The sequence below is a fragment of the Psychrobacter sp. K31L genome, from assembly GCF_017942195.1.
Taxonomy (GTDB): Bacteria; Pseudomonadota; Gammaproteobacteria; order Pseudomonadales; family Moraxellaceae; genus Psychrobacter; species Psychrobacter glaciei.
This window is the reverse complement of record NZ_JAGKSC010000003.1, coordinates 505,989-524,939: the sequence shown is the minus strand read 5'-3', so window position 1 is coordinate 524,939 and position 18,951 is coordinate 505,989. Positions and strand designations below refer to the sequence as shown.

General features: G+C 41.6%; 14 protein-coding genes. 11 read left to right on the top strand and 3 right to left on the bottom strand.

The genetic code is table 11. From position 1 onward, the window contains the following. Positions 1 to 1,916: 1,916 nt before the first annotated feature. The 9 genes from J5X94_RS07640 (at position 1,917) to J5X94_RS07600 (ending at position 12,165) form a co-directional block, all read left to right on the top strand. Complete coding sequence (locus J5X94_RS07640; protein ID WP_210540814.1) at positions 1,917 to 2,531, top strand: YceI family protein; 615 nt, start codon at positions 1,917 to 1,919, stop codon at positions 2,529 to 2,531. A 118-nt stretch (positions 2,532 to 2,649) separates the two neighbouring features. Continuing rightward, positions 2,650 to 4,047 carry a cytochrome c gene (locus tag J5X94_RS07635; protein WP_210540813.1) on the top strand — a complete coding sequence of 466 codons (1,398 nt, stop codon included), beginning with the start codon at positions 2,650 to 2,652 and terminating at the stop codon, positions 4,045 to 4,047. Between the two features lie 364 nt (positions 4,048 to 4,411). Beyond that, complete coding sequence (locus tag J5X94_RS07630) at positions 4,412 to 6,028, top strand: flavin monoamine oxidase family protein (RefSeq protein WP_210540812.1); 1,617 nt, start codon at positions 4,412 to 4,414, stop codon at positions 6,026 to 6,028. Positions 6,029 to 6,077: 49 nt separating this feature from the next. Continuing rightward, entirely contained in the window at positions 6,078 to 6,740 is a 663-nt protein-coding gene (locus J5X94_RS07625) for a c-type cytochrome (protein ID WP_210540811.1), read from the top strand. Positions 6,741 to 6,881: 141 nt separating this feature from the next. After that, the gene (locus J5X94_RS07620) at positions 6,882 to 8,558 is read left to right on the top strand and encodes a phosphoethanolamine transferase (protein WP_210540810.1); all 1,677 of its coding nucleotides are present in this window, start codon (positions 6,882 to 6,884) and stop codon (positions 8,556 to 8,558) included. 57 nt (positions 8,559 to 8,615) lie between these two features. Further along, a complete protein-coding gene (locus J5X94_RS07615; protein ID WP_210540809.1) occupies positions 8,616 to 9,305 on the top strand; it encodes a response regulator transcription factor in 690 nt (229 codons plus the stop codon). A gap of 130 nt (positions 9,306 to 9,435) precedes the next feature. Next, positions 9,436 to 10,782 (top strand): sensor histidine kinase, encoded by a 1,347-nt coding sequence (locus J5X94_RS07610; protein WP_210540808.1) that lies wholly within the window; start codon positions 9,436 to 9,438, stop codon positions 10,780 to 10,782. Positions 10,783 to 10,913: 131 nt separating this feature from the next. After that, positions 10,914 to 11,387, top strand: a complete 474-nt coding sequence (locus tag J5X94_RS07605; protein WP_228293191.1) for a diacylglycerol kinase — start codon at positions 10,914 to 10,916, stop codon at positions 11,385 to 11,387. 22 nt (positions 11,388 to 11,409) lie between these two features. Beyond that, the gene (locus tag J5X94_RS07600) at positions 11,410 to 12,165 is read left to right on the top strand and encodes a PAP2 family lipid A phosphatase (protein ID WP_210540807.1); all 756 of its coding nucleotides are present in this window, start codon (positions 11,410 to 11,412) and stop codon (positions 12,163 to 12,165) included. 227 nt (positions 12,166 to 12,392) lie between these two features. On the opposite strand, the gene J5X94_RS07595 is transcribed toward J5X94_RS07600, so the two are convergent. Next, positions 12,393 to 13,913 carry a phosphatase PAP2 family protein gene (locus tag J5X94_RS07595; protein ID WP_210540806.1) on the bottom strand — a complete coding sequence of 507 codons (1,521 nt, stop codon included), beginning with the start codon at positions 13,911 to 13,913 and terminating at the stop codon, positions 12,393 to 12,395. A gap of 364 nt (positions 13,914 to 14,277) precedes the next feature. On the opposite strand from J5X94_RS07595, the gene J5X94_RS07590 reads away from it, so the two are divergent. Both J5X94_RS07590 and J5X94_RS07585 read left to right on the top strand, forming a co-directional pair. Further along, positions 14,278 to 14,877 (top strand): DedA family protein, encoded by a 600-nt coding sequence (locus J5X94_RS07590; protein WP_210540805.1) that lies wholly within the window; start codon positions 14,278 to 14,280, stop codon positions 14,875 to 14,877. A gap of 344 nt (positions 14,878 to 15,221) precedes the next feature. Further along, a complete protein-coding gene (locus J5X94_RS07585; RefSeq protein WP_228293190.1) occupies positions 15,222 to 16,505 on the top strand; it encodes an adenylate/guanylate cyclase domain-containing protein in 1,284 nt (427 codons plus the stop codon). A gap of 93 nt (positions 16,506 to 16,598) precedes the next feature. On the opposite strand, the gene fdx is transcribed toward J5X94_RS07585, so the two are convergent. After that, positions 16,599 to 16,937 (bottom strand): ISC system 2Fe-2S type ferredoxin, encoded by a 339-nt coding sequence (fdx, locus tag J5X94_RS07580; RefSeq protein ID WP_010199366.1) that lies wholly within the window; start codon positions 16,935 to 16,937, stop codon positions 16,599 to 16,601. A 92-nt stretch (positions 16,938 to 17,029) separates the two neighbouring features. Further along, positions 17,030 to 18,910 carry a Fe-S protein assembly chaperone HscA gene (gene hscA, locus J5X94_RS07575; RefSeq protein WP_210540803.1) on the bottom strand — a complete coding sequence of 627 codons (1,881 nt, stop codon included), beginning with the start codon at positions 18,908 to 18,910 and terminating at the stop codon, positions 17,030 to 17,032. Positions 18,911 to 18,951: the final 41 nt, after the last annotated feature.

Here is an 18,951-nt window from a genome sequence, read left to right as displayed (position 1 = left end):
TGCTGAATAGGTCATGTGTTCTTCTGCCATTTCGCTTGTTTTAAAACGATTGTATCTTATTTATAAAGAACTGACTATAGCTTGCTTAACTCTACAAATTCCGTAATGAAGCTTAGTTATGATAGTGCTAATAAAAATTTACTAAAATGTATAAATAAACGTAAAGTCTATGTTTTTAAGTTGTTTCCTAGAATGTCAATGATAATGCCTTTTAATCATGATTTTAGATATTATTTAGGGTTAATATTTAGTGTTTCATGTATGATATTCTCAGGTTTAAAATTGGGTATATTCTAGGCAAGGGCTAACTAGCACCTTACTTTTGGGATTAGTATTACAATAGTTAAATTTCCAAGTATCGGGGTTTAACTACATATTCACTTTGAGTCTTAAAGCATTAAAGACGACCAAAGAAAATGGAGTGGTTTGAATCACCTGAAAGTTAAACTGCTTTAGATGACCTAACAAGCGCTATCTGAAAAGCTGGTGTATAAATCTACTATGCAATCAACGACGCTTAAGATATCGCTGCAAGAAAGCGAGTAGGTATCATCCAATACCCCTAATATAGTCTTAACTAACTTAACGCCTGAGCATCGCTATGATCTTACATTTGCTGTAAAGGTGAGTATCCATAGTTACATAAAATTCCATATCAAAGTGGAGATAAGTAGATGAAAAAATCACCGTTCATGATTTTTATGAGCTACGAAAATGGAAGCCCTTATGGTAAAAAGTGGCGTTGGATAATTACATCAAGGATAGAGTATTGAGAAAAACTCTTAAGTATAAATATTATACTTATTTACCTTGAGATAAGTATAATATTTATACTTATTAGGTGACCAAAACAAGCCTATTAGTCAGCATAAAATGTATTAAAATATGCTAAACGTCTTAACAAAATAATCTCTATAGCCCTGACTATATAAGTCTTTACAGGTTGACATAGATTAAAGTAATTTAATGAAATATGGTGGGTCTAGCCTGTCACGCCGGAGGTCGCGGGTTCGAGTCCCGTCCGCTGCGCCATATTTAAAACGAATTTAAACTGTAAAGTTTAAGCAAGTTTCGCCTCAAGTATTAGTTTACTTGAGGTTTTTTTGTGTCTAAATTTTAGCTCAAGCTCTTTAATAATATGGTCTTGTCACTTTCTCTTTATCGCTCCAGTAGCGATAGCTAGCTCTTTATTAATGAACCAGATATGAATCTGCATGCAGGTATAGTCAGAGCACTTTTAAACCGCTACGGTGTTACCCGTCCTAGATGTACTCAGTATACTATCTGCGGTCGGTCACCTTGTAGCGATTCCAACATTCCTTGACTATAGTTTTCGTTTCAAAATCGCTGACTATTTGCTCGGTGACCAAACAATGACCTTTTCATCGATGGCATCCTCGCTTGGCAAAATCAGCTTCTCAATAGCATCTATCTCATTGTCTATTTGGACTGTATTGTCACTAAAGTGCGAGAAGACAAGCAAATCATCAACAACGTTGCGCGTATCAAAACGAACCGCACTGGTATCGTCAGAGATTCAACACGTTGAGAGAGTACGACAGTAAAAACGCGCAACTACCTGCCTTAAATTGCTAATGTAATTATCCTTCCTAAACCAAGTTACCGTCTTGACGTTTTAGCATCTTAACGTTTTCTTAACGGCGCGCTATTTATGATAATAGATATATAGCGAAAATTTAGCCTAAGCAGATATTGCCACCTTCGCTAAAATAATACTCCTAAATCTTTGATAAATAGGGTATAAGTCATTAGGACGTGTTATCAACTAACAAAGTTATCTATGTAGCGATCTTAAAATGGCTAAATTTTTATTAGGCACAAGCATGGATTGCGCTCATCAATAAAAAAGTCAGTAGTATCAATAAGGCTTACAATGCTTACGAAGGAATGTGGCTATGGGCGCATCAGAAAGCGGTCAAAAAAAATCATATATTTTTGCCTTTATAACACTGTCACTACTAATAATAAGTAATATAACGAGCAGTTATGCTGCCAGCTATGTCATCAATCCCGCCAGTACAAATGTAAGCTTCGCTATCGAACGCTTCAAAACCTCGACCACTACGGGCGGCTTTTATAATGTCAAAGGCAACTTGCAATATGATCCAAGCTCAAAGACAGGTGATATCTCGCTAGTTATTCCTATTAGCTCTTTGAATACGGGCAATAAAGCATTTAATCATACTTTGACAGGTCCTAACTTTTTTGATGTTCAGCGCTTTCCGTTGGCGCGTTTTGACTCTACCAAATGGTACTTTAATCAGAATAAATCACTCCCTAAGATTCTAAAAGTGGATGGTAATTTAACCCTACATGGCGAAACCCATCCTATAAGCTTGACAGCGACTAAGTTTGACTGTTATTTGCATCCCGCATTCAAAAAAGATGTTTGCAATGGTAATTTTACGGCTACCGTTGACCGAACCAAATGGAATATCGATAAATATGCATGGTTTGGAGTCACTAAAAACCTCAACTTGGAGATTCAAATTGAGGCCATTAAACAGTAGCTATTACCGATGAATAGTTTTATTTTAGTAGAGTCTGTTTTTAGTAGGATTTATTAGTGAAGAGCAGACAGCTTTTGAAAAGTGATCAAGGATGATTGACTGGTATGATAAGGATATTATGAAGCCACTTTCTATGATGATATCAACACTCGCTCTGAGCGTGCTGAGCATAGCCTCTAACGTTGCCATTGCTGACGGCACAGGCATCGGCAATAGCAATCTGACACCATCCAGCTTACCTCCCAGCATAAGCCTGCCTAATGTTAGCCCAATCAATAACGATTTGGCCAATCGCGGGGCTTATATTGCACGTACAGCCGACTGTATGGCCTGTCATCGTGAGGACTATAGTGGTGGTGTTCCTATTGAAACGCCTATCGGTAATATCTATTCAACCAATATCACGCCTTCTACGCAGTATGGCATCGGTAATTATACGGAAGCTGACTTTACCAAAGCGTTACGTAAAGGTCGCGCGCCAAACCATCAACTTTATCCGGCGATGCCGTATCCGTCCTATCATGGAATGACGGATGATAATATTAGCGCTTTATTTGCTTATTTCCAAACAGTTCCTGTCGTCGATAAACCACCTGAAAAAACAACGCAACTGCCTTTCCCTTTAAATATTCGTAGTTTAATGCTCGCGTGGAATGTCATCAATGTGCCGTCTACTAAAAACCGTACTGGTCTGACACCAACGCAGCAGCGCGGTGAATATCTGGTGAATAATCTAGAGCACTGTGGCACTTGTCATACGCCGCGCAACCTCACCCAAGGTCTCGATAAAGACCGTTACTTCTCTGGTGCGCCGCTTGGTAAATGGTTTGCGCCTAATATTACCCCTGATAACGACACTGGTATTGGGCGTTGGAGTGAGCGTGATATTGTGACTTATTTGCGTACTGGAAAACTTGATAAACGGGCGTATGCAGGCGGCCCTATGGCAGAAGCAGTAGGACATAGTACGCGTTATCTCACCGATGAAGATTTGAGCGCGATGGCTAACTATCTAAAAGTCATTCCTGCGATCAAGACTGATGATTATCTGATACCGGTTAATGTTGCACGTTTACCAAATCCCATCAGCTCATCTATTACTTATGATTTACTAGAGCAAAAGGACTATCTAGCTAAGGTTAAAACGAATACTTCTAAGACTAGTAGCAGCGATTCGTCTAAATCCTCAGCTGAATCCTCGTCTAAAGCCCTGTATCTTGCTCATTGCGGGAGTTGCCATGGCGTCGATGGTTACGCCCAACCGGATGCCCGCTATGCCTCTATCGTCGGTCTCAGCAGTATTCGCCGTGCTAAACCTGATGCGTTGATTGGCGTTATCGCTTTTGGGGCAAAAGGTACGTTCAATACTGCGCCGAAAATGCCAGGTTTTGAGAAAGATTTGAGCCCTGCACAAATCGCTAGTATCACTAATTATGTGCGAGTCAACTTCGGTGGTCTGCCGAGTAGCGAAGTCAGTGCGGTGGATGTTAAACGTGTAATCAAAGAAAAAAGTTAAATCTCACCTCCATAAATTTAAAGAATTGAATCTGAAAATTTGCTTGTTTGATTAGGGTCTGTTGAACATTCAAATATTAGGACTGCTGATCGCTAAAATCTTCCCAAACTAGGCGTAAACCGACGATAATGTCGATACCTTAGCTAGGTTTACAACAACGTTTGGGGTGATTTTAGTAGCTGCCCCAAGTATACAAGCAGGGGCAGGGCTATTTTTTGCCAATACATGGCGAAATTGTCTAACCTAGAATAACTAGGCGTCAAAAATTTCACTGCGTATTGTCTAAAAAATAGCCACTGCCAGTACCACATTTGAATGTTCAACAGACCCTACTATAAAAACGAAGTGTGCCAAGGATAATTAAATGAACGATTTATTGCATTCCCCTACACGGCGACAATTGCTTTCAATGATTGGTAAGACTGCTGGCGCGACTGCCATGTATCAGGCGATGACCACATTGGGGTTTGCATCCGAGTCGAGTTTTAAGAAAGAAATAGATCTCAAAGGTGCTCCTGCTGGCGCGAGCATCGTTATTTTGGGAGCAGGGTTGAGCGGGCTTACGGCAGCTTACGAGTTATGTAAGGCGGGCTATAAAGTCACTGTGCTTGAATACCAAAATCGCGGTGGTGGGCGCAGCTGGACGTTAAATAGTGGCGATAAATATACTGAGCTTGGTGGTGAGGAGGTGACTTGCGACTTTGAAAAAGGCAATTACTTTAATGGTGGACCGTGGCGATTGCCCGTACATCACTATGCGGTATTCCATTATTGTAAAAAATTTAATGTCGCATTGCAGCCCTTTATCCAAACCAATGATCGTGCTTATCTGCATCGTACTAACCATTTCAATGGTGCACCGCAGCGCTTAGGCGAAGTACAAAGCGATATCCGTGGCTACGTGTCAGAATTACTATCTAAAGCAGTCAATAAAGGTAGCTTAGATGATACGGTCACCAAAGAAGATAAAGAAAAGCTACTAGAAGGTTTGAAAGGTTGGGGCGTTCTTGATAATAGTTATCGCTATGTCAAAAGCCATGAAACCAGCAAACATCGCGGCTATAGTGTCTATCCGGGTGGTGGTCTGATGCCTGACGCTAAACCATCGACACCAATCCCAATGAAAAAATTATTAGACTCAGGGATGTGGTCTGATCTCTATGCTAATTACACCGTTTACGTGCATCAACCAGCAATGTTTCAACCTGTCGGAGGTATGGGAAAAATAGGCGATGCTTTCACACGTGAATGCCGCGATATGATCAAGTTTAATGCCAAAGTCACTAAAATCAATCAAGATGAGACAGGGGTAACCGTTGACTATATTGATAGCACCAATTTTGAAAGCAATAACCCAGAGGGTAGCGTCAAAAGCGTTCGTGCCGATTGGTGTATCTGCACTATTCCGCTGTCAGTATTGACCCAAATTGACATCAATGTCTCAGAACCAATGAAGCAAGCGATGGCAGCCGTCCCTTATGACAGCTCTTATAAAGTCGGTTTGGAGTTTAAACGGCGGTTTTGGGAGGAGGATGAATGGATCTATGGTGGCATTACTTATACGGATCTGCCTATTACCCAAATCTCTTATCCATCACAGGACTTATTCACCCAAGGCTCTGGCGTGCTACTAGGTGCTTATGGCTTTGGAGAAACCTCTTATAAGTTCAATTCCTTAACGCCAAAAGAGCGCATCAAAGCGGCATTAGAATATGGCAAGCGTATCCATCCGCAATATCCCAAAGAGTTTCGTTCAGGTACGTCAGTCGCTTGGCATCGTATCCCGTGGTCGCTTGGTTGTTATGGTATTTGGAGTGAATCGAGCCGTGAGCAATACTACGATACGCTTTGCAGCATTGATCATCGGATTGTATTGGCAGGCGAGCATTGCTCACACATTCCGGCTTGGCAAGAAGGGGCCATATTATCGGGGATGGACGCGGCCAAACGCTTACACCAAAAGGCCAAAAAACTTGGCTAGTAGGCCTGTTTTGGACAGCATAGTAACGATTATAAAGGCGATCATAAACATGATAAAACCACGCTCTTTTAACGGTCTTAAACCGTTTATTTTATATAAGACAGTCATATTATTAACGTTGGTAGGCACATTTACCGTGTCAGGCTGTAGTCAATATAGTAACGATAATGCGGTCACTATTGCCAGTCAACAATCCAGCCCCATGATATTTGACGATCAAGCCAGCCGCAATAACGGGGCGTGGGGCGCGGTTTATATGTCCAAAGAAGCGTTGACCAGACCCTCCACGAATATCGTTGATGTTAATTCGATACCGAAAATAAGCGAAGATGCTGGCTTACAGAAATGGCTCACCAAATTTGAAGGCAGCTCACAAGGCAAAAGCGGTTTTTTTTCTACTGATGGTAAAAAGCTTTATGAGGATTCTTGTGCAGGTTGCCATATGCAAAAAGGCGAGGGCGCACGAGGAGCAGGCTACTATCCACCGTTAGTGGATAATACTAAGATGGAGTCAAAGTATTATATTATTAGCGTCGTTATGAATGGTCTACGTGGTATGCCTTCTTTTCATAGCATGATGACCGATCAGCAAATAGCTGCCGTTACCCAGTATGTGCATAGCGATTTGAACAACTATACGGACACGGTGACCACTGCTAATGTCACGCAGCTGCGCCATGATTTTCCACCCGGCGCTGATCCCAGTGAATAGCGCATGACTCATTTTCTAGCATCCTAAATTTCTCATTGTCGTTTAAAGTATTTTTAATTCAAGCAGCTTAACGCCTTCTTAACAAGGTACTTGTTACTTTAATGAATTGGGTCTTCACTCATTCTGTTGAGAAGTATTTGTATGTCAATATCTCAAGCGCTTAGTGCTAGCTTTACCAAAGTTCATGATAGAAAATATGCTATTAGCAAACGCTATCATTTTGAGCTGAATGTTAATGTACTTATCGTCATCACTGCACTATATTTAGTCACTACCGCTAATATTAGTTTTTTTGCGCAAGTCCTAAATATCTACCCACTTGATACAAATGTGGGGTTCATTCTTTCACTGGGGGGCTTATTGTTTGGTTTGCTATGGCTGATACTTCAGCTGCTTTGTTATCGTTCAACGGCAAAAGCAGTGTTGATTACCATGGTGCTAGTGGCAGCGGTTTGTGGTTATTTTACCGATGCTTACGGCACGATTTTTGATCGTAATATGCTTATCAATAGCTTACAAACCGATCAAGCTGAGGCTATGGATCTAATGGCACCAAGTTTTGCGATTAGAGTGGTATTATTAGGCATCATTCCAGCATTTATTATTAGCAAAATTCGTTTAAAGCGGCTCTCTTGGCAACGCGCAATACTTCAAAAGACCGCAACCTTAGTTGCCTCTATTGCGTTGATTGCGCTTTGCCTGATACCTTTTGGCGATCAGTACGCCAGCTTTTTTCGTCAGCATAAAGAGGTCCGTTATTATAGCAACCCAATCACGCCCATTTATTCTGTCGTAAAACTAGGAACGGATTATATAGCTGAACGGCAACGCCCTGATACGCTGATACTTCATGCAGTAGATGCCAAGCGTAGCGCAGCTGTGAATAGCACTGCAAAACCTAAGCTGATGGTCTTTGTGGTCGGAGAGACTGTACGTGCTGACCATATTGGCTTGAACGGCTATACACGTAACACCACGCCATTGCTCGCCAAGCAAGCGGATATCTATAGCTTTAAGAATGTAACGGCCTGTGGCACCTCTACCGCTTATTCAGTGCCTTGTATGTTCAGCTATGCAAACCAAAGTGACTACGATGTAGATACCGCTGCCTATAATGAAAATGTGTTGAATGCGCTAAACAAACAAGGCGTCAAGGTCATTTGGCGAGACAATAACTCTAGCTCTAAAGGCGTGGCAGATCGGGTGGTGTTTGAGGATTACAAAACGCCGGATAAGAATCCTAATTGTGATAGCGAATGCCGAGATATTGGTATGTTGGACGGTTTTGATCAAATGGTTAAGTCGGACTCTAGCCAAAAAGACACTTTAGTTATACTGCATCAAATGGGTAATCATGGCCCCGCTTATTACAAACGTTATCCTAAAACCTTTGAAAAATTTCAGCCAGTTTGTATGACCAATGAGCTGTCCAAATGTGATGCACAGTCGGTCATCAACGGTTACGACAATGCGATTGGCTATACTGATTATTTCTTAAATAATGTTATTGAAACATTGAAGCCTTATCAACAAGACTATGAGGTGGTGATGGTATATATTAGCGATCATGGAGAAAGTCTGGGTGAGAACAATATCTACTTACATGGACTGCCGTACAGCATTGCGCCGAATGCGCAAAAGCAAGTGCCGTTGATTGTTTGGTCACCTGCGGGTAACCGTATCAGTAGCGAGAGTCTGACGAGCATGAGCACTCAGCCAGTATCACATGACTTTATCACGCCAACTTTACTGAGCTTTTTTGATATCACCACCGACGAGGTAGCCTCAGCGCCTACTCTTTTTAAGGTCGCCAATTAAACACTTATTTATGATAGATAAGCGTTTTTAGGCAGTCATCTTTAGGTAGTCATAGCCATGTACAAGATACTTATTATTGAAGACAATCCCGATATCGTCGCCAATATTTATGCGTTTTTTGAGCCAAAAGGTTTTGAGATCGACAACGCTCACAATGGTTATAGTGGTTTGACTTTGGCATCAACCAATCGTTATGACGTTATATTATTGGATGTGATGCTCCCTGGTATGGATGGCACTCAGTTGTGCAAGAAGCTCAGAGAAGAGTTGCATGATAAGACGCCAGTATTGATGCTGACGGCTCGCGATACAATCTTGGATAAAGTCGCAGGATTCGATAGTGGCGCTGATGATTATCTGGTCAAACCCTTCTCATTGGTGGAGCTCGAAGCCCGTATCAAAGCGCTCATACGTCGCCATCAAGATGAGCACTTTCGGCATAGTATAGAAGTCGGTAAACTGTCTCTAAATACAGATGAGCACACTATTCAGCGCGAGGGTATCTTTTTAAAACTGACCCCAACTGGGTTCAAGATACTCGCCACGCTGATGAACGCCGCTCCTCGAGTGGTCAGCAAAACGGAGCTTGAGGAAAAAGTTTGGGGACGAGATATCCCAAGTAGTGATGCTTTGCGCACTCATCTTCATAGCGTAAGGGCACAGGTCGATAAACCATTTGCTCAACCGATGATAATGACCATACCAGGCGTTGGCTATCAGATCGTCGACCCTGATAGTTTGTCATAATTTGTTTCGCAGATTATTTTTTTAGCACCTCGTGAGCCATTTAACGGTCAATAACGATAAACTGGTTGGGGGTATTTATACCCCTGATAACCTATACTTATCTTCTGCTACTATCAAGTAAGCCCATGCCATGTTTAATATAGATTCTATAGCCAATAAGTTTCGTGTGTCCTACCTCTTATTTGCCTTGTTACTGTGCGCCACTTTTGTCAGTATTTTTTTGTATGCCGAAATGCGAATAGAGCAGGATTTGGTTAAAGCTCGTCTGTTACAGCAGCTAGAGCTCAGTCAGAAAGAGTACGGTGAGCAGACGGTTTATACGGCAGAACCAGGGATTAAAATTTATCGTTATGATAGTGCACCTGAGAATTTAAAAGCCATAGCGACTGAAACGGTACAAGAGATTTCTGTCACTGTTGATAAGGGCGCAGACAAAACGAACACTGAACTGCATTTCTTTCACTATCACCGCGACCAACAAAATTATATTTTAACCTACCTAGAAAACACCGATATGGTGATGGAAAATTATCCTGTTTTAGCAATCTTTGAGCATTTAGAGGACATATTTGCGGCTGCCTTGAAAGCTGCTGTCATTTTAAGTTTATTGATTGCTATTGTCTTTTCTCAATTGTCTTCCAAGCAAATCATCAAGCCTTTACTGGCTCTAAAGCGGGCAGTGGAAACAGACCATCGTAACTTGACAGAGTTGACCCATTTGCCGTCGGAAGTCGGAGTGTTGGCTCGAGCGATTGATGAAAAAAACCATAAACTGGAGCAGTATCTAAAACGCGAGCAGCTGTTTACAGGTGATGTCAGCCACGAGCTACGCACACCATTGACAATCATTATGGGCGCGTCTGAAGTGTTGGCCTCACAGTTAGAACATGACAGCCGCTTGAGTGAATTTACCAATCGTATCAGTAATACTGCCAAAGAGACCTCTGAAATTATCACGGCTTTATTATTGCTTTCGCGTGCGCCTGAAAAATTGGATGCGCCGCTAACGTCCATTAATAGCATTGCAGTCAATGAAATTGAACGTTTGAAGTATCTGCTGCGTTATAAAACAGTAACCTGCACAGTGGTGGCAGAACAAGAATACACTGCCTATGTGCGACCTGAGTTACTTAAGATGGCGTTGGGTAATTTGATCAAAAATGCGTTTCAGTATACGGATGATGGAGAAGTCATTGTCACTATCGATGCTAAAAAAATAACAGTGATGGACACTGGTCTGGGTATTCCTGAAGTTATGATGCCTCTGCTTTATGAAAGATTTGAGCGTCTAAATCACAGTGATACCGATAATCAAATGGATAAAGACCTCTCACCTAACTTTCATTCTGTTTATAAAGTAGAAGGTACGGGGCTAGGGCTTAGTATCGTGCAGCGTATCATGACTCATATGGGCTGGCAGTTAACCCATCACCCCAATGAGAGTGGTGGTAGTACATTTAGTATTTATTATCAATAGCACTCATCAATGCGAGGCATTAAAAAATGCTCATAATTTTTTAATGCTTTCTTAACGTTGTCTTAACCTTTGCTATCTTATACTTAAAACTTGCAGCATATCCTACTATTCATGAGTATAAAGAATTCAATATGAGCAAAGTCACACCCTCTCACTTTGACTATAAAAAGCCCGATTTTGAGCCTCTTGGCCAACCGGTTCCTATCCCATTACTTGCAATTGATAGTTATGCCAGTAACGCGAAAGGTAAAAAAGGTCTTGCCCGTATCGTCAAAGCCACCAGTTATTCTATAGATGGTTTTAAAGCAGCTTACCAATTTGAGGCGGCCTTTAGACAGGTTTTGTGGCTCAACTTTGCCTTACTCATGGCACTCATCTTCACGCCTTTTGATCTCAGTATAAAAATGCTGCTGATAGTCGCCTCTTTCTTGTCATTGATCGTTGAGTTATTTAATACGGGTATCGAAGCCAGTGTTGACCATGCTTCGACAGAGCAGCATCCACTGGCCAAAATAGCCAAAGATGTCGGTTCTGCTGCACAATTTTTGGCATTATTGCTTTTAACCCTGCTATGGCTGATAGCGCTATCTAGCACTTTCTTGTGAATCCTATCTTTTGGGTGTATCAATGACTGTAAAAACCAATTCCGCTGATTGGGCTTGGCTCAAACTCTTGTGCCTAACCCTCATTGCGACACTGACATTTGAGCATAGCCAACTGGACCTTCGTATCAGTGAGCTTTTCTATGCAAATGGTCGATGGCTGATAGATAAAGGTGCGCAGCCTTACGCGTTTATATTTTATGATTTACCTAAATTATTGCTGATTTTGCTCGGCGTTTATTTAATAACCGTGTTAATCATCAAGTATAGACAGCCCTTGATTAAAACCTCTCTGCCTAATAAATCAAAATTTGATAGATTCCTTACTCCTTTATCGGTGCGTGAGATAAGTTATCTTTTGAGCGTATTGATTATGGTGCCGACTACCATTGCTTTGCTCAAAGGCATGACCCATGTCAGTTGCCCCAATCACTTGATGGTTTTTAACGGTGACTTATCATACCTTAATCTTTGGCAAAACATAGTGGCTATGACACCCGCCAAGTGTTTTCCAGCAGCGCATGCTAGCGCAGGATTTTCTTTATATGGCTTGGCGTTTTTACCGACGCTACGACAATATCGCTATAGAATCTTTGAGACAGTCACTGTCTTAGGGTGGACGATGGGAGGGTACAAAATGCTCTTTGGCGACCATTTTTTTAGTCATACCTTGGTATCGATGCTGCTGTCACTGACAATTGCTTGCGCACTCGCAACAGTATGCTTCAAAAAACCAATGATAAATAAAAATGCAAATTTGGCGCGCTTTAAACCTTTATAGTGGATTCACTTTAAAACAGATACAGTGCGACTGGGATGAATTTTTCGTAGCCTCTGTGATAGCAGCAATCAAGGAAAATTTATACCAGTCGCACCTAACTATTAACGTATCGATTTGATTTTAAACTGACTATATAAACTTTAAGTTTTTATTACCTTTGAGTCTTTATAAGGAGGCATTGCTGAAAAAGAGAATTTATATATTGATGATACTTTCTTAATGCTTGTTCAAGTATTTTTAGCCAAGTCCCTAACCTTATCAACGAGCGACTTGGGTAGATAATTATCATTGATATGCGCTTTTGGATACTGCTCATTGATCCAAGCAACGTAATTATCGGCAGTCAGCTGTCCTCGATATATCAGATATAAAGCGTGCAGGGCGACACTACGGGATAGTCCCATCACGCATTGGAAATTGATGAGGATTGTTTTGCTAGGCCGCTTTTTTTTCGTGATATTAGTCGCTATATCAAGGGCTGTTAATATGTCTATCTGCTTAAATAAATGGATAAAGTGCTGAGTATCAATCTCTCCTAACGACTGTAAGTCTAATAGTGGAAAATAAAGATATCTCATCTGAATAGCAGCAAATGATGGATGAAAATCGCAGGATAATGAGTCGTCATGATTAACCTCTAAATTACTGACATCTAAATGACCAGCGCCTAATCTTTGTGCTTGCGCGTAAGTATGATGGGTATGCAATGCTTGTTTTAAACTCAAACTATGACTGTTGGTTTCCACAGCCGAATCAATCACAATAATCATCGCAAAGTTAGAAAAACGTAGATACTGCCCATCGCTCATTTTAGATAAGCCAAGTAATTTAGGAGTCGCAACTGCATATATCGAGTCTGCTATTTTATGTGTTGGACATCTATCAGTATGGTTCAATGAGCCACAATCTGATTTTGTATGTTGAGTGAGCTGATACCGTTGCCCGACATACCACATCAGCCGGTAGCCTAATAGTAAGGGGGCAAACTTCAGCCAAGTAGATAGAAGCAAGCGCCCTTGCTTGTCCTTTTTAAACCAGCGTTTGTCGCGAGGTTGATTGGGATATTGATAAGCCCAAGCTAAGACAAAAAAACTTAACATCCAATACGTGGCGACTAAATAATATAACCCTGCAAAAGTGATAGAGGTCATGCTTCTATTGAGCATAAACCCTGCTATCGATAGGATTAAAAATCCTGATATCGCCACTGTCATATACTTTAAAACCAAATTGTTTCGCAGCTTATTGGTTATTACCAGTATCAACGCTGCCAGTAACAACCCACCAGCAATATCTAGTAGATGATGCTGATAAGTCAGAACGGTGGATATGATGATGAGACTACAGATACAGCAGAGCGTCAGGCGATAGAGCGCAGATTTTGAAAGTTGCCATAATGACATCCCTAGTAATACAGCATATGTCACATGCAAGGAAGGGAACTGATTAAAAGGTTTGTCTGTTATATGCAAAAACTGATAGCCATAGTGTGTCCAGCCCAAAACTGTAGGGCGCTCAAAAGTAAATTTGGCGGGAAACACATAAAAGATAAAACAAGCAAAAAGGGTAGCTAGGATTAACTTGCGCGTTAATAAGGAGAGTTGTGCTGGCGTTTTTACCATAAAAAAACTGGCGCAAAACAGCATGATGGACCAGCTATAAGGCACAATCATCAGCGCAATAAAGGGAATCGCTGTGTCAATCGGTATGGCTAGTATATGAACTTTCTTAGGCCATATAGGGTTCATGCTACTTAGCTTAGAAAGCTGAGTAGCATAAAACTGAGTATCATAAAAAAGTGTTTGCGCATAGATATTAGTCAATGAGTACAGAAGAGCAAAGACCCCTAACGCGCACGCTAAGGAGATCCATCTGGATGTCATTGAAATAGGCGAATTACTGGTCATAGGATTTGTCTAATCGTTACCATAGTGCAAGTGCTATAAATAGCATAAAACAGGATGTTTTGACATAAGTTAGGTTAAGACTAATAGCAGTGTTTGGATAGTTACATTTTTAGGTTTACTCAAAATTAGAAAAACAAATCGTCTATAGTTTTAATAAGGGGAGGCAGTCATTTTTAATCAAATCAGCAAATGGGTACTCAGTATTATGGCAAAGTTTGGCTACTTTGGTATTGTGTTTGCCATGTTTGCCGAAAACGTATTCCCGCCAATACCTTCTGAAGTCATTATGCCAGCGGCCGGTTTTGCCGCGTCAAAAGGCGACTTAAATTTAATGCTGGTTATTGTCGCCGGTACACTAGGTGCCTCACTTGGCGCGTTGCCCTTATATTATTTAGGTCGTGTATTTGATAAAGAACGTTTGGTCGCGTTTACCCAAAAATATGGCAAATATGTTTTCGTTAAACCCGATGACGTTACCTCTGCGAATGATTGGTTTGATAAACACGGAAAAACAGCCGTGTTCTTTGGGCGTATGGTGCCTGGCGTTCGCTCGCTCATCTCTATCCCTGCTGGCATGAACAAGATGCCGCTATTACCTTTTTTAGTATTGACAGCGTTAGGTGCCAGTATTTGGACTACCGTATTAACATTAGCAGGATATTATCTCGGACAAAACTATGAGGTCATCGAAGGCGCATTAGCCCCTTACTCTAAAGGGTTTGGCATACTGGCTGTTGTTATTATCATCGGTTGGCTGATCAAGCATCGTCGGCAAAACAAGTGCCATAATCCCGATTTAAAATAGCTTTAAGGTAAAATAAGTGATGGGTGGTATACTTTTGGTTATCTATGACATAGTTTTTAACATATTTAAAAAGTATAATATCAGTTATGATATAGTGATTAACTGACTAACATCTGACTTGATAATAGAGGTAGTTGATGCCTTGTGCTAACTTCTTAGCCTTATAGGCTTTCCGATCACCTGTTTTGTTTAAGCGAACACTTTATATGCCTTTTTTAGACACGCTGAGACCAAATCGCCCGTCAAAAAATGAAGGGGTCTATCGATTTGACTATCCAGAAGTCTTCGTCTTAATTCTCACGGTCATACTCCTCGCGTTACATTTTGAGTTTAGATCTACCTCAATGGCACTTCTGGTTGTTGTTTGTCTGCCAAGTTTAATGATACTAATCTACAATTATCGTCGCCCAAAAAGTTTTTGGACGTCTAATATTGTCATTATTTTATTGTCTGCGGTCATTGGATCAGTACAGTTCTGCATCATTATTTCGCTGAGTTTAGCTGCGCTCATAGGTCTTAGGATTATCATTAGTGGCTCTGAAAATAATTTAAAGCTGATCGCCAGCTCAATCATAACGGTCATTGTTTTTTATTATGTTAGTGTCACTTTGGCCATAGCTGAGATAGATTGCTATGAAGGCTGGACAACACCAATAGTATTATTGGCAAGTATGGCGGTTATTCTGTGTCAGTTTCAGTATATGTATCAAGAATATGTCGGTTATGAAACGCGTGCTCATCAGGCAGTCGGGCGTCTAAGCAGGATGGTCTCCGTTATTAATAAGTTAACACGCTTCATACCACCGCAAATTTGGGAACCTATTGTCAAATCTGATAGCCCAGTCATCGTTTCTAATAAGCGTGCTAAGCTGACGATTATGTTCTCAGACATCGTTGGTTTTACCGAATTGTCCGATAGTTTGAGCGCTGATAATTTGGCTGATATTTTAAATACTTATATGCACTGTATGACGTTGATAGCCAATAAACATGGCGCCGTGCTTGATAAGTTCATTGGCGATGGCATGGTGTGTTTTTTTGGTGAACCAAAGAGCCGCGGTGCTCGCCAAGACGCGCTAGACTGTATCGCAATGGCGATAGATATGCGTCGTGAGATGCGCACTTTAAGACAAAAATGGCGGCTCATGGGTTTTGAAGGACTGTACATACGCATTGGAATTACGACAGGTTACTGCCATGTTGGTAATTTTGGCAGCAACAATCGTCTCAGCTATACCTTGATCGGTAAAGAGGCCAATTTAGCAGCAAGACTTGAAGCGAGTGCTGGTAAAGATGAAATATTAGTTAGTGAGAGTACCTACGACTACGTCTGCCATAATTATGAGTGTCAGCACGCTGGTGCATTTCAGCTAAAAGGCTTTGATGATCAAGTAAATGCTTGGCAAGTGCTTGATCCTGATGCCGATAAGGGTCATCTCTCTAAATGGGTTGATCACACGCTGCCAGGTTTCAACTTGCATTTGAACTTTAAAGATATGAAAGATAATGATTATCAAGATATCAGGGCGCGCTTAAATTTTGCGCTTGAGCGGGTTGAACAAGAAGAAGAAAAGTTGGCAATTGATATAGCAGCAGAATGCAAACGTGACAATAATGGTCATAAATAATTGTCTAAAAGCAATATCTATAATATTGAGCACAAAAAAGCCAGCTATCATGACGATAGCTGGCTTTTTTAACATAACAGTAAGATAGGTTGTTTAATGGTTTTCTTTGGCATGGTTGAGCGTATATTTAGGAACCTCGATGGTTAAATCCTCATCATCGAGCATAACCTGACAAGATAGGCGTGAGTCAGGCTCTAAGCCCCAAGCACGATCTAATAAATCGGCCTCAATGTCGTCCATCTCATCTAAACTATTAAAGCCTTTGCGAACGACCACATGACACGTAGTGCAAGCTTTTGACATCTCACATGCATGTTCAATTTTAATGCCTTTTTCTATTAGCGCCTTACATAGGTTGCTACCAGCTTCTAGCTCGACTTCGGCGCCTTCAGGGCAAATTTCATGATGCGGTAATACGGTAATTTTTGGCATAAATCGTCTTTCCAGTGCTAATCAATTAAAAAAATAAAAATATAAGAGATGAGCTTAGTATGGTCGCTAAGCCGCATTCTTAAACGTATCTGCTACCAATCTTGGGCATTCGTACCTGCCATGCTGGCTTTGACGCTTTGATTCATAATACGGGCAGCAAAGGCATCGCTATGAGGCTTGAGCTGAGCCTGCTTAGTTTCGATAAAGCTCAAGTCATTAGTGTCGAGTGCGGCTGCTAGAGCTTTGATTTGCTCTGCTAAAATGCTTTGTTCTTCAGAGGATAGTAATGTTGAAAACTCATTGAGTGCAGATTGTAGAGCCAGTACTTCACGCTCTGCTTCTACTTTTGTTTCGATTAAAGAGCGTGCGTTCTTATCTTCCTCTGCATACTTAAATCCAGCCACCAGTAATTGCTCTTTTTGCTCGTCAGATAAACCGTAAGAAGGCACAATCTCAATCTTACTTTCTGTTTTGGTGGTGGTCTCTTGCGCACTGACAGTTAGCTGACCATTGGCATCAATACTAAAGGTCACTTCGATACGGGCAAACCCAGCTTTCATCGATGGAATGCCATATAACTCAAAACGTCCCAATGAGCGGCAGTTGTCCACCGTCTCGCGCTCACCTTGTACCACATGAATCACCATGCCTGTTTGACCATCTTGGTACGTGGTAAATACTTGGCGTTTTTTGACTGGGATAGGCGTATTACGTGGAATCAGTACTTCAACTAAGCCGCCCATGGTCTCAAGACCGAGCGATAATGGCGTTACGTCCAACAATAATAAGTTATTGTCGCTATCACCGTTGACCAACTGATGCGCTGTCTGTGCTGCGCCCAAAGCAACCACTTCATCTGGATTCAGACGACACAGCGGCTGCTTGGCAAAAAATTCAGTGACAACTTGCTGCACAGCAGGCATACGAGTAGAGCCACCGACTAAGATAACCTCATCTAGGTCTGAGGTAGATAGCTTGGCATCACGTAGCACTTGTTCGCAGACGCTTATCGTGCGGCGGCTAACAGGTTCTGTAATAGCCAGCAAATCTTCACGGCGAAACACACCTTGATAGGCCTGCTCATTCACAGTGATATCGATATTAACTTGTTCATCGTCAGTCAATGCCTGCTTATAAGCTTTGGCTTGTTGCGCCAGTATTGACTTGTCATGACGACTCACATCTTTAGGATCAATGTTTAATTGTTTGATAAGCCAATTGGTTATCAGACGATCGATATCATCACCACCTAACGCACTGTTACCGCCAGTTGCCAATACTTCAAAGACGCCATCATTTAGCTTCAAGATAGAAACGTCAAAAGTACCACCACCCAAATCATAAATTAAGTAATAGCTTTCTTTATCACCATTTTGCGTAGCTTGGTCGAGACCATAGGCGACTGCCGCAGCGGTAGGCTCATTTAATAGACGCAGCACATTGATACCGGCTGCTTGGGCGGCATCTTTGGTCGCTTGACGCTGAGCTTCATCGAAGTAAGCGGGAACGGTAATCACCGCACCTTCAATACTGTCTGCAGGCAATGCAGTGGCTGCACGTTGCTCAAGCGTTGCCAATATCCGCGCTGATACCTCAACAGGCGAGACTTCGCCTTGAGCAGTCACGAATGCTGGCATATCGTCTTTGCTGCCACTTAATTCATAAGGATGAGAGAATTTGATATCAGCTTGGCTACGACCCATAAAGCGCTTAGCCGAGACGATCGTATTTTTTGGATCATCCGCCAAGTGGGCTAGGGCATCGTAGCCGACAAGCGGGTTGCCTGTGCTTGGATAATAGACCACAGAGGGTAATAGAGTATCGTTAGCTGCGCCTGCTTCTAACACTTGCGCCTTGCCTGAGCGCACCACAGCGACCAATGAGCGCGTGGTACCAAGATCAATCCCTAGGCCAAAACGATGCTGATGGGGTTGGGCACTTTGATTAGGTTCGGCAATTTGCAATAAAGACATAAGATAACTCAAAGATAAAATGAATAAGTGAAATGAGGCAA